The organism is Streptomyces spongiicola (assembly GCF_003122365.1).
GTDB lineage: Bacteria > Actinomycetota > Actinomycetes > Streptomycetales > Streptomycetaceae > Streptomyces > Streptomyces spongiicola.
Genome location: NZ_CP029254.1, coordinates 6,268,251 through 6,280,320 on the forward strand (window position 1 = coordinate 6,268,251; position 12,070 = coordinate 6,280,320).

Below are 12,070 nucleotides of genomic sequence, written 5' to 3' on the forward strand. Positions count from 1 at the left end.
CGCGCGGCCCGCGGCGCACCGGACCCCTGCGGCAGCGGCACCGGTGCGCCCCGCGCCGCCTCGGCGGTGCGCGCGCTCAGCGCCGCAGCACCCGGTGCTCTACGGACTCCAGCGGGCCCCTGGCGAACCGCCGCAGCCACAGTGCGGAGCCCCCCATCAGCACGGCGCAGACCGCCGCCCACAGCGCCATGACCCACCACGGCCGCCCGGAATCGCCGAGCCGTTCCGCGAGGCCGAGGCCGATGCCGTAGGAGACGAGCACACACAGCACGTTCTGCAGCACATAGGCGGACAGGGCCGTCCGCCCGACCGAGGTGAGCCCCTTCACGAACCATCCCTCGCGGCGGACCCGGTCCAGGGCGGCGCCGATCAGGCCGATGTAGCCGACGGCCACCAGCGGGGCGGCGCAGTAGCGTCCGAGCAGGAAGCCGCCGGGCCCGGCGAGGACGGACAGTGCGGTCAGCGGTACGCCCAGGCCCAGCCCCCAGCGGAGCATCCGGCCACGGATGCGGCGGCCGGCGGTGCCCGCGCCGAACGCCCCCGCCCGGTACAGGCGCACCCCGAGCAGGAACAGGAAGACCAGGAGCCCGAACGACAGCACCGGCTCCAGCCGCAGCGCAACGGCGTTCTCCAGGCGGTACGCGATCTGGTCCGGGTAGCCGCCGTGCGCGTACAGCTCGACGACCCGGCGGGGGACGTTCCCCCCGGTCCCCGCGCCGCCTTGCTCCCCGGACGCCACCAGCGCCGCGGTCAGCCCGCCCATCAGCAGCAGGTGCAGACCGCCCGCCCACCACATCACCCGGCGGCGGACCCGGTCGGATCGGGTCAGCAGCCGGGCGACGAGCAGGGCCGTGACCGCGTACCCCATGAGGACGTCCCAGGCGAACACCAGGACGAAATGGACGGTGCCCTCGGCGAGGAGGAACAGTGCCCGGCCCCGGTACATGCCCGGCCAGGGCAGCCCGCGCCGGGCGGCGGAGTCGAACTGGATGGCGAGGCCGACGCCGAAGAGGATCGTCAGCATGGACAGGAACTTGCCGTCCGCGAGGAGCCGGAACAGGGTCTCGGCGCCGTCCGACGGGGACGTGAACCCCGGTGCGCCGCCAGCGCCCCGGAGGATCGCCCCTTCGGCGCCCGGGGTGGTGAAGACCCACACGTTCGTCATCAGCGTGCCGAGGACGGCGGTGCCGCGGAGCACGTCGAGCAGGGCCAGCCGGCCGCTCGGGGCGCCGGACGCACCGGGCGCACCGGACGAGCCGGCCTGGGTGGAGAGGGTCTCGGTCATGTCCCCATCGTCCGGGCCGTTGCCGCCGCGATCGTCGTGGCGGATGATGAACGCGTCCTGCACCGAAGGATGTAGGGACGCCGGCGCGGTCTACGACTCCGGGACGCCGGCGCCGCCCGCGTGCCACCGGCGGATCGCGCGACTCCCCACACCTCTTGCCGGGGGGCGCCACTCTGGCTCCCATCCGCTTCAGGCCGGCCATCGCCGCCTGAGCGCACGGACGGCCACGGGAGCGCACCAGGACGCCGAGAAATCCGCCCCATTACCAGCGGGGGCGTCTCCGTGTCCAGGGAGAGCCACGGAGATCCCACGACGCCCTATGCAGCCATGGGCGGCTCCCCGTCACGCCGAGACCACCTTGCACGGTCGTGGCCGCGCGTTCGGTCTGGGCATCCTGCACCTGCGTGGGCTGACGCTGGCCGGACGCATCAAGGACAAGCGCACGGCGCAGCAGCACATCGACGCCGCATGGCGGGTAGCCGGCGAGTTCGCCGAGGACATTGCTGAGCACGGCATCCACTTCGGGCCGGAGAACACCGCCGTTCACGTCATCTCAACGGCCTCGGATATGGAGGACCACCGCCGCGCGCTGGACACCGCTGACGACTTGATCCGGAGCGGCCTGACGCTTCCGGCCACGCGTGTCGGCCCCCTGCACATGAACCTCAGCCGGTCGCGGCTCGCTCTGGGCGACCGGGACGGTGCTCTTGAATCGCTCGAAGAGGCTTGGAATGTCGCACCCGAGATGGCCCGGGTCCACCCCACGTCTCAGGAACTGATGCGCGTCTTGACCTCGCTGCACCGCCGGAGCAACCCGCGCCTGACCCGGCTGGCCAAGCGCGCGGGTGTGCCCTTCTGACCTCCTGGGGGAGCCGCCTGTTCAGCGGGTCCACTCGGTTGACAACGGTTCGATGAGCTGCCCCGAGTTTCGTAGAGTCCGGTGACCTTGTTTCAGGCGGACTGCGGGCTCTGCTCCTGGTTCTGCCAGAAGGCTTCCGCGTACTCGGCGGGCGGTAGGAGGTCCAAGGCCCCGCCCAGAGCCCGGTCGGGAGCCCGGACCGCCGGGGGATACCGCCCTTGCAGCGACGACGCGTCGCCGAACGACAGCTGCCTGCGCAACGCCATGATCCCCCTCGGGTCGTCCGCCTCGCCGGGCTCCACTCTGGCACGACCGGGGCGGTGGCGGGGCGTTGCCCGGACATGCGTGGGCGAACCGGGGGAGTGAGCCTGCCCGCCTGGGACCGCCGCGTGCCGGCCGCCGACGGTCCCACCGCGCCGCCCGTCCTGCCCGCGCCGCCTGCCCGCGCCGCCTGCCCGCGCCGCCCGCCCCGTCAGCCGGTCCGGGCGGCCAGTGCCTCGCGCGCCGCGTCCAGCGCGGTCTCCCGGTCGTGCGGTACCAGGCCGATCCGGGTGCGGCGGTCGAGGAGGTCGGACTCGTCCAGCGCTCCCTCGTGCCGTACGGCCCACAGCAGTTCGGCCCCCGTGACCGGATGGCCGGGGACGACGGGGCGGGCCAGCGCGGGGTCGGCGAGGCCGAGGGCGTGCACGGCCGGTGCCTCGGAGCCGTAGCGGCCGACCAGCCGGGCCGGCGCGTCGAGCGCTGCGAGGGCGTCCGGACCGACCGCGCCGACCAGCGGCAGTGCGGCCGTACGGCAGCGCCCGGCACGCAGCCCGCGTGCGGCGACCGCCGCGTCCACCGCGTCCTGCGCCATCCGCCGGTACGTGGTGAGCTTGCCGCCGACGACCGTGACGACGCCGTCGGGCGAGGTGAGGACGGCGTGCCTGCGTGAGATGTCCGCGGTGCGCCCCTGACCGCCGCCGGCGGTGTCGAGCAGCGGGCGCAGCCCGGCGAAGGCGCCGACCACGTCGCCGCGGGCCACGGGCACGTCGAGCGCGGAGCCGAGGACGTCGAGGAGGAAGCCGATGTCCGTCTCCGGTACCTCCGGGACATCGGGCACGTCGCCGTCGACCGGTTCGTCGGTCAGGCCCACGTACACCCGGCCGTCGCCCTGCGGCAGGACGAGGACGAAGCGGTTGGCCTCGCCGGGGACCGGGATGTGCAGGCCGGCCGCGGGACCGCCGAGGGCTTCGGAGCGGAGCACCAGATGGGTGCCCCGCGAGGGCCGCAGCCGTACGTCGCCGACGAGTCCGCCCGCCCAGACGCCGGCGGCGTTGATCACCGCGCGGGCCCGGATCCGCAGTTCCCCACCGGTCCGTTCGTCGCGTACGGCCGCTCCCCGGCCGCCGACGGAGAGCGCGCGCACCCGGGTGAGGATCCGGGCGCCGTGGGCGGCGGCCGTCCGGGCGACGGCGGTCACCAGCCGGGCGTCGTCGGTGAGCCGGCCGTCCCAGGACAGCAGTCCGCCGCGCAGCCCGGCGGGCCGCAGCGCGGGCGCCAGGTGGCGGGTCTCCACCGCGGACAGGGTGCGCGGCGCGGGCAGGGCGGTCCGGGAGGTGCGGGCCGACACCCGCAGCAGGTCGCCGGCGCGGAAGCCCGCCCAGGCCAGTGCGGCCTGGGCGCGCGGGACCAGCGGGGTCAGCGGGAGGACGAACGGCTGGGCGCGCACCAGGTGCGGGGCGGTGCGCTCCATGAGGATGCCGCGTTCGACGGCGCTCTCGCGGGCGACGTCCAGTTGGGCGCTGGCGAGGTAGCGCAGTCCGCCGTGGACGAGCTTGGAACTCCACCGTGAGGTGCCGAAGGCGAGGTCGTGGGCGTCGATCGCGGCGACCGACAGCCCCCGCGAGGCGGCGTCGAGGGCCGCTCCCGCGCCCGTCGCGCCGAGGCCGACGACGAGCACGTCGACCTCGGACCCGTCGGCGAGTGCGGCCAGTTCCCGTGCGCGGCGCGCCGCGTGGAGGGAGGAGGCGGGGTGCGGAGTGCTCATGGCGAGAGGGTCCTCTCCAGAAGGGTCCGCAGCTCTTCGAGGAAGGCCGCGTCGGTGAGCCGGGGGTCGTCCGGTTCGGTCATCGTGCGCAGCGACATGGCGAACGACTGGACGACGAGCAGCAGCGCCCTGGCCTGCAGATCGGGATGGAGCCGGCGGACGGAGCCGTCGGCGTGGCCTTCCTCCAGGGCGCCGGTGATCAGCCCGAGTAGCGCGTCCTGGCTGGTGCCGCGGCGGTCGAGCAGGTAGGGCAGCAGCAGTTCGGGGTCGACGTCGACGATCTTGCGGAAGAGGGGGTGGGCGCGGAAGGCGGCGACCCCGCCGGCGAGTCCGTCGACCAGCCGCGCCCGGGTCGTGGCGTCCGGCCGGGCCGGGGGGATGGCGCTCACGGCGACCGCGATCCACTCCCGTGTCATCAGATCGCCGACGAGGGTCCGCACGTCCGGCCAGCGCCGGTACAGGGTCATGCGTGACACGCCGGCCCGCCGGGCCACGTCGGTCAGGGTGGTCCGGCGTACGCCGACGGCCAGGACGCAGTCTCGTGCCGCGTCGAGCACGGCGTCTCCGTCCCCGTGGTTGTGACGAATAGGCGTCATCTGTCACAGTGTAATGCAGGGCGGGCCGCGCGGCACCGCGCCCCACGAGCAGAGGTGAAGGACGGACGACGTGGACATGTTGTGGAGCGGCTGGGGCGACCCCGCCAAGGCGGCACCGCTGCCCGGCTCGGTGATCGCCCTGCTGCGCGATCTGCTCGGAGTCACCCCCCGCGAGAGCGGCCCCGCCGCCCTCGGCGACATCGCCGTACCCGCGTCCGCACTGACCGGCTCGGCCCGCCGGGCGCTCACCGCCGCCGTCGGGGACCCCGTTCACCTGCGCACCGACGCGGAGTCCCGGATCCGCCACACCCGCGGCAAGTCCACCCCGGACCTGCTGCGGATCCGCGCCGGGGAGGTCGACGACATCCCCGCCGCCGTCGTCCTGCCCGCGAACCACGACGAGGTGCTGGCCGTGCTGCGGGCCTGCGCCGAACACGGTTTGGCCGTCGTGCCGTTCGGCGGCGGCACCTCCGTCGTCGGCGGTCTCGCCCCCGAGACCGGGCACGCCTTCGTCGCCCTGGACCTGCGCCGCCTCGACGGACTCCTCTCCCTCGACGAGGTCTCCCGCACCGCCGTGCTCCAGCCCGGGCTGCGCGCGCCCGACGCCGAGGCGCTGCTGGGCGAACGGGGCTTCACCCTGGGCCACTTCCCCCAGTCCTACGAGTGGGCTTCGATCGGCGGGTTCGCCGCCGCCCGGTCCAGCGGCCAGGCCTCCGCCGGCTACGGCCGCTTCGACGAGATGGTCCTCGGCGTCACCCTCGCCACCCCCGAGGGGACCCTGGAGGCCGGGCGCGCGCCCCGCTCGGCCGCCGGACCGGACCTGCGCCAGCTGGTGCTCGGCTCCGAGGGTGCCCTCGGCGTGATCACCTCGGTCACCGTCCGCATCCGGCCCGTGCCGCGGGCCCGCGTCTACGAGGGCTGGCGCTTCGCCTCCTTCGAGGCCGGAACCGCCGCCCTCCGCAGGCTCGCCCAGGACGGCCCGCGCCCCACCGTGCTCCGGCTGTCCGACGAGACCGAGTCCCTCATCGGCCTCGCCCAGCCCGACCGGATCGGCGGCGAGGACGCGCGGTCCGCCGGGTGCATGGCGATCGCCGGGTACGAGGGCACCGCCGAGGACACCGCCGACCGGCGGGCCCGGGCCCGCGAGGCCCTCCTGGCCTGCGGCGGCGAGTACGTGGGCGAGGAGCCCGGCGAGCGCTGGGCCCGCGGCCGCTACGACGCCCCCTATCTGCGCGACGCCCTCCTCGACGCCGGCGCGTTCGCCGAGACCCTGGAGACCGCGGCCTTCTGGTCCGCGCTGCCCGGCCTGTACCGGGCGGTGCGCGGCGCCCTCACCGCCGCCCTCACCGAGGCGGGCACCCCGCCGCTGGTCATGTGCCACATCTCGCACGTGTACGAGAACGGCGCCTCGCTCTACTTCACCGTCGTCTCCGCCAGGGGCGACGACCCCGTGGCGCACTGGGCCCCGGCGAAGCGGGCCGCGTGCGACGCCATCCTGGCCTCCGGCGGCACCATCAGCCACCATCACGGCGTCGGTACCGACCACCGCGACTGGTTCACCCGGGAGATCGGGCCCGTCGGCGTCCGCGTGCTGCGGGCCGTCAAGGCCGAACTCGACCCCGCCGGGATCCTCAACCCCGGCGTGCTCGTCCCCGTCCGCTGACCGGCTCTGCCTTCCGAAAGGCGCATCCATGCGACAGTTCACCGCCGTCGTCAACCCCGCCGCGGGCGGCTCCAGCGGTACGGCGGCCCTGCTCCCGCTGGCCCGCCTCCTGAGGGAGGCCGGGGCCGGGCTCGACACCCGGTACAGCCGCAACCTCGAGCACGCCCGGGAGCTGGCGCGGGAGGCCGGGCGCAAGGGGCACGTCGTGCTCGCCGTCGGCGGCGACGGGATGGCCGGATGCGTAGGCGGCTCCCTCAGCGGCACCGGCGCGGTCCTCGGCCTGGTACCCGCCGGACGCGGCAACGACTTCGCCCGGGCGCTGGGCCTGCCCACCGACGCCACCGCCCTCGCCGCCGTACTGCTCGACGGCACGCCCCGCGCGGTCGACACCATCCGGGTCGAGTCGTCCACCCACGCCGGGGTGTCCGTCCTGGGCAGCGTCTACGCCGGTGTCGACGCCGTCGCCAACCGGTACGCCAACACCTCGCGGCTGCTGCGCGGCGCGGCCTCGTACTACGCGGGCGGGCTGAGGGCCGTGGCGGCCTGGCGGCCGGCCGAGTACCGCGTCACCGTGGACGGCGTGCTCCACGAGCGGCGCGGCTACACCGTGGTCGCCGCCAACTCGGGCTACTACGGCTTCGGCCGCAACATCGCCCCCGGGGCCCGCCTCGACGACGGCGTGCTCGACGTCGTCGTCATCCGGCACGCGCCCAGGCGCCTCTTCTTCACGATGATGAACGAGCTCAGGACCGGTGCGCATCTGCGGCGCCCCGAGGTCGAGGTCCTGCGCGGCGAGGAGATCCGGATCGAGGCCGGGCGCTCCCTCCCGTACGGGGCGGACGGCGAGGTCGACGCGACCCTGCCGGTGACGGTGCGGGTGCAGCCGGGCTCGCTGAGCGTGCTGGCCTGACGGTCGTGCTGGCCTGACGGTCGTGCCGGTCTGACGGTCGTGCCGGTCTGACGGTCGTGCCCGTCTGACGGCGAGGATGCGCGGTGGCTTCTGCGCCGGGTCCGACTCGCGGACCGACCGTGCGGCGGCGCTGCGGGCCGCTTCCCCCGCCCGCCGCGCCCGCCGCGCCCGCCGCGCCCCCGCACCCCCGCGCGCACAGCGCGCTCACTGCTCGCGCATGCCCCAGGGCGTGCCGTACTCCGTCAGCAGATCCAGGAAGGGGCGCGCCTCGAAGGCCTCCGGGCCGAGGATGCCGGTCCCGGACCACGCGCCCGTCGCCAGCAGTTCCAGGGCGACGACCGGGTTGACCGCGGTCTGCCACACCACGGCCTGGCTGCCGTACTCCCTCATCGACCACTCGTTGTCGACGACGTGGTAGAGGTACACCTCGCGCGGCCGGCCGTCCCTGACGCCCTTCACCCACGTCCCCGCGCACGTCTTGCCCCGCATCCGGTCGCCGAGCGTGGCCGGGTCCGGCAGGCAGGCGGCGACGACGTCACGCGGCGACACCCGCACCGGGCCGTCGGCTCCGCGCACCGTCACCGGTTCCGTGCGGTCCAGCCCGATCTGGTGCAGCACGCGCAGGGTGTTGACGAAGTCGGAGCCGAGGCCGTACTTGAAGGTGACGCGGTCCGCGTCCACCCAGCGCGGGATGAGCAGCACCTCCTCGTGCTCCACGTTCACGCACTCCACCGGGCCGATCCCCTCGGGGAAGTCGAACACCTCCGGCTCGCTGAACGGCGGGGTGGTGAACCACCCGCGGCCCGTCTCGAAGACCACCGGAGGGTTCAGGCACTCCTCGATCGTGGTCCAGATGCTGAACGAGGGCGCGAAGTCGTGGCCCTCCACGGTGAGGTTCGCGCCGTCCCGGACCCCGACCTCCTCGATGGAGTCGAAGAGCTCGTCCGCCGCGTGCCGCGCGAAGACGTCCGACAGACCGGGCTCCACGCCCATGCCGACGAGCGCGACCCGGCCGGACTCGGACCAGTCCTCCGCCAGCGCGAACTGCTCGTCGCCGAGTTTGACCCCGCACTCCTCGTACGGGCGCCGCGGATGCGGCCGTGACAGGGACATCGCCATGTCCAGGTAGTGGGCGCCCGCGGCGAGCGACGCCCGGAACAGCGGCATGACGAACCGGGGGTCCGTCGCGTTGAGCAGGACGTCGCAGCGCTCCCGCGCCAGCAGCTCCCTGACGGCCGCCTCGTCCGAGGCGTCGACCCGGGCGGCGGAGAACCGGCCGCCCCCCGCCGTGCCGCCGTCCGTCCCGGCGGGATCTGGGCCGCCGGCCCGCGGGACACCGGCCACGGCGGCCCGGGCCCGGTCCTCGTCGTAGTCCGCGACGACCATGTGCTCGAAGAAGTCGCGGCGAGCGGCGATCCGGGTGACTGCCGTCCCCACTCCGCCGGCGCCGACCAGCAAGACGCGCATGACCTGTTCCCTTCCCTCGTCCTCAGGACTCTTCCGGGAGCCGATGAAACCCATCGCCCGCTGATAGCGTCAATGGCGTTGGCATAAGCGCACCGGTGCCGGTGCCGGCGGGTGCCAACCGCGAGGAGAGGAGGGGGCGTTGCCCAAGAAGGTGGTTCCGGAGGGCGCGCGACGCCGCCGTCGCCCCACGAAGAGCGGTGTGGTCCTTTCGGAGCAGCTGATCGTCACGACGGCGCTGCGGATGCTCCGGGAGCACGGCGGCGAAGGCCTCACCGCCCGCCGCCTCGGCACGGCCCTCGGGGCGGACCCGAGCACCCTGTACCGCTACTTCCGCGGCATGGACGAGCTGATCCTCGCCGTCGGCGACGAGCTGATCGGCCGGGCGCTGCGGGGATGGGGCGCGACCGACGACTGGCGCGCGGACCTGCGCGGACTGGGGCTGCGCATCCACGCCGCCTACCTGGCCCACCCGCAGGCCGCGGTGCTCACCGCCAGCCGCGTCTCGGGGCGGGCCAACGAGATCGCCGCGGACGAGGCCGTCCTGGGCGTGCTGCACCGCGCGGGCTTCCCGGTGCGCGATGCCGTGCGCGTCTACCACTGCTTCATCGACCAGACGCTCGCCTTCGCGGCGCTGGACGCGGCGGCGCTCGCCCTTCCCGAGGCGGCGCGCCGCGCGGACGAGGCGGTGTGGCAGGCGACGTACGCGCGACTGCCGGCGGCGACGCACCCGCACATCGCTCCGGCGGCGCGGTATCTCGTCGCCGAGATGAACGTGAGCGCGTACCCGGCGGCGCTGGACATGCTGATCGCGAGCGCCGCCTCGGAGCTGGCGCGGCCCGGGTGAGCGGGAGCCGGCGCCGGAGCGGGGCGGCCCCGGCGGTGCGGCCGACCCGCGGCGCGGTGGCCGTTCGGGCGGTGGCCGCGGCCCAGGGGCGGTGTGGGCAGGGGCGGTGTGGGCAGGAGCGGCGTGGGCAGGAGCGGCGTGGGCAGGAGCGGCGTGGGCAGGACGCCCGGGTGCGGCGCGCTGTGAGCCGATCGGGCGAAGGCGGGCCGCCCGCAGTCCGGTGACCGCCGCGTCGGGTGACGGGCGCGCCGGGTGACCGCCACGTCGGGTGACGGCCACGTTCGGTGACGGGCGGCCGCGGGCCGGCCGGATCAGAGCCCCGGGACCTCCGCCAGGCGCACCGGGCGGCGCTCCCGCCGGGACAGCTCGCACGCCTCGGCGACGCGCAGTGCCTCCAGGGCCTCCCGGCCGTCGCAGGGGTTGTCCAGTTCGCCCATCGCGACGCGGACGAAGGCGTCCAGCTCGGCCTCGTAGGCGGGGGCGAAGCGCTCCAGGAAGCCCGGCCACGGCTTGTCGGCGGGAGGCGGGCCCTGCGGTTCGGTGGAGGTGATGGGCGTACGGTCGTCCAGGCCGACGGCGACCGTGTCGGCCTCGCCGCACAGCTCCATGCGGACGTCGTAGCCCGCGCCGTTGCAGCGGGTGGCCGTGGCGGTCGCCAGCGTGCCGTCGTCGAGGGTCAGCACGGCCGCCGCCGTGTCGACGTCGCCCGCCTCGCGGAACATGGCGTGCCCGGCGTCGGAGCCGGTGGCGTACACCTCCACCACCTCCCGTCCGGTGATCCAGCGCACGATGTCGAAGTCGTGCACCAGGCAGTCGCGGTAGAGCCCGCCGGACAGCGGGAGGTACGCGGCGGGCGGTGGGACCGGGTCCGCGGTGACGGCCCGTACGGTGTGCAGTCTGCCGAGGCGGCCCGAGCGCACCAGTTCGCGGGCCCTGCCGTACCCGGCGTCGAAACGCCGCATGAAGCCGAGCTGGAGTTCGGTCCCCGCGCGGTCGACCTCGCGCAGTGCCTCCAGGGTTCCCGGCAGGTCCGGCGCTATCGGCTTCTCGCAGAAGGCGGGGAGCCCGGTGCGTGCGGCCCGGCCGATCAGTTCGGCGTGGGCGGCGGTGGCCGAGGAGATGACGACGGCGTCCACGCCCCAGGTGAACACCTCGTCGACGGAAGGGGCGGCGGTGGCGTCGATCCGGGCCGCGACCTCGCGGGCCCGCCGGGCGTCCGTGTCCGCGACCACCAGGGCGCCGACGTCGCGATGGCGGCTGAGGACGCCCGCGTGGAAGGCTCCGATACGTCCGGTGCCGATGAGTCCGATGCGCATGGCCCAAAGGTGGAGGTCGGCGAAGCGCCCTGTCAAGCATTTGTCCTGACAATCGAACGACACAACTTCCCGTCAACAGGCCCTGCGACTACCCTCGCAGCGTGCCCAAGCAGCCCAGAGACACGACGGACGCCACCGTGCCGCTCCGGCTCAGCGTGGACCGCGCCAGCCCGGTCCCGCTGTACTTCCAGCTGTCCCAGCAGCTGGAGGCGGCCATCGAGCAGGGCACGCTCACGCCCGGCAGCCTCCTCGGCAACGAGATCGAACTGGCGGGCCGGCTCGGGCTGTCCCGGCCCACCGTCCGCCAGGCCATCCAGTCCCTCGTCGACAAGGGGCTGCTGGTGCGCCGCCGGGGGGTGGGTACCCAGGTCGTGCACAGCCGGGTGAGACGCCCGCTGGAACTGAGCAGTCTCTACGACGACCTGGAGGCGGCGGGGCGGCGGCCCGCCACCCGCGTCCTGCGCAATCTCGTCGAACCGGCGACCGCCGAGGTCGCGACCGCCCTCGGGGTGCCGGAGGGCAGCGACGTCCACCTGGTGGAGCGGCTGCGCTCGGCGCACGGCGAGCCCATGGCGCATCTGTGCAACCGCCTGCCGGCCGGGCTGCTGCCGCTGGAGACCGGGCAGCTGGAGTCCACCGGGCTCTACCGGCTGATGCGCGGCGCGGGCATCACCCTGCACAGCGCCCGGCAGTCGGTCGGGGCGCGGGCGGCCACCGGTGACGAGGCGCGGCTGCTCGGCGAGGAGGCGGGCACCCCGCTGCTGACGATGGAGCGGACCACCTTCGACGACACCGGGCGCGCCGTCGAGTTCGGCTCGCACGTCTACCGGGCGTCGCGGTACGCCTTCGAGTTCCAGCTCCTGGTGCGTCCGTAGGGGGCGCCCTCGAGGGTCCGCGAAGGCCGGGCCGGGTGTGCTGCGGGGTCCGCTCCCACCGCACGACCCGGCGTAAGGATGTTCGGACAAAGTGTCGACGGGTTGGCGCCGTCCCCGTAGAAACCCACCCGGCCGCAACCGCGCGGCCGCGAGAGAAGGCGGACCCACCATGCGCAGACCCCGCACGGCAGCCCGACGGCACTCGACGGCCCCGGCCACCACCCACCCG

Annotated in this window: 11 protein-coding genes; 5 read left to right on the forward strand and 6 right to left on the reverse strand. The window is 74.9% G+C overall.

The window, feature by feature from the left end:
- Positions 1-76 precede the first annotated feature (76 nt).
- Positions 77-1,348, reverse strand: a complete 1,272-nt coding sequence (locus DDQ41_RS27320; protein WP_109296853.1) for a DUF418 domain-containing protein — start codon at positions 1,346-1,348, stop codon at positions 77-79.
- Positions 1,349-1,604: 256 nt separating this feature from the next.
- Here DDQ41_RS27320 and DDQ41_RS27325 point away from each other — a divergent pair, with 256 nt between their 5' ends.
- A complete protein-coding gene (locus tag DDQ41_RS27325; protein WP_262508594.1) occupies positions 1,605-2,144 on the forward strand; it encodes a DNA-binding protein in 540 nt (179 codons plus the stop codon).
- Between the two features lie 92 nt (positions 2,145-2,236).
- Here DDQ41_RS27325 and DDQ41_RS27330 read toward each other — a convergent pair whose 3' ends face one another.
- From DDQ41_RS27330 to DDQ41_RS27340, 3 genes are all read right to left on the reverse strand, one after another.
- On the reverse strand, positions 2,237-2,410 hold the full coding sequence (locus DDQ41_RS27330) for a hypothetical protein (protein ID WP_162602747.1): 174 nt from the start codon (positions 2,408-2,410) through the stop codon (positions 2,237-2,239).
- Positions 2,411-2,616: 206 nt separating this feature from the next.
- On the reverse strand, positions 2,617-4,170 hold the full coding sequence (locus tag DDQ41_RS27335) for a glycerol-3-phosphate dehydrogenase/oxidase (protein ID WP_109296855.1): 1,554 nt from the start codon (positions 4,168-4,170) through the stop codon (positions 2,617-2,619).
- Entirely contained in the window at positions 4,167-4,766 is a 600-nt protein-coding gene (locus tag DDQ41_RS27340; RefSeq protein ID WP_109296856.1) for a TetR/AcrR family transcriptional regulator, read from the reverse strand. Before DDQ41_RS27340 ends, DDQ41_RS27335 begins: the two co-directional genes overlap by 4 nt.
- A gap of 70 nt (positions 4,767-4,836) precedes the next feature.
- Here DDQ41_RS27340 and DDQ41_RS27345 point away from each other — a divergent pair, with 70 nt between their 5' ends.
- Together DDQ41_RS27345 and DDQ41_RS27350 are read left to right on the forward strand one after the other, a co-directional pair.
- A complete protein-coding gene (locus DDQ41_RS27345; protein ID WP_109296857.1) occupies positions 4,837-6,429 on the forward strand; it encodes an FAD-binding oxidoreductase in 1,593 nt (530 codons plus the stop codon).
- A 28-nt stretch (positions 6,430-6,457) separates the two neighbouring features.
- Complete coding sequence (locus DDQ41_RS27350; protein WP_109296858.1) at positions 6,458-7,339, forward strand: diacylglycerol/lipid kinase family protein; 882 nt, start codon at positions 6,458-6,460, stop codon at positions 7,337-7,339.
- A gap of 204 nt (positions 7,340-7,543) precedes the next feature.
- On the opposite strand, the gene DDQ41_RS27355 is transcribed toward DDQ41_RS27350, so the two are convergent.
- Complete coding sequence (locus tag DDQ41_RS27355) at positions 7,544-8,806, reverse strand: saccharopine dehydrogenase family protein (protein WP_109296859.1); 1,263 nt, start codon at positions 8,804-8,806, stop codon at positions 7,544-7,546.
- Positions 8,807-8,945: 139 nt separating this feature from the next.
- On the opposite strand from DDQ41_RS27355, the gene DDQ41_RS27360 reads away from it, so the two are divergent.
- A complete protein-coding gene (locus DDQ41_RS27360) occupies positions 8,946-9,650 on the forward strand; it encodes a TetR/AcrR family transcriptional regulator (protein WP_109296860.1) in 705 nt (234 codons plus the stop codon).
- 311 nt (positions 9,651-9,961) lie between these two features.
- Here DDQ41_RS27360 and DDQ41_RS27365 read toward each other — a convergent pair whose 3' ends face one another.
- The gene (locus DDQ41_RS27365) at positions 9,962-10,966 is read right to left on the reverse strand and encodes a Gfo/Idh/MocA family protein (protein WP_109297968.1); all 1,005 of its coding nucleotides are present in this window, start codon (positions 10,964-10,966) and stop codon (positions 9,962-9,964) included.
- Positions 10,967-11,121: 155 nt separating this feature from the next.
- Here DDQ41_RS27365 and DDQ41_RS27370 point away from each other — a divergent pair, with 155 nt between their 5' ends.
- Positions 11,122-11,841, forward strand: a complete 720-nt coding sequence (locus tag DDQ41_RS27370; protein WP_162602796.1) for a GntR family transcriptional regulator — start codon at positions 11,122-11,124, stop codon at positions 11,839-11,841.
- The last annotated feature ends 229 nt before the right edge of the window (positions 11,842-12,070 follow it).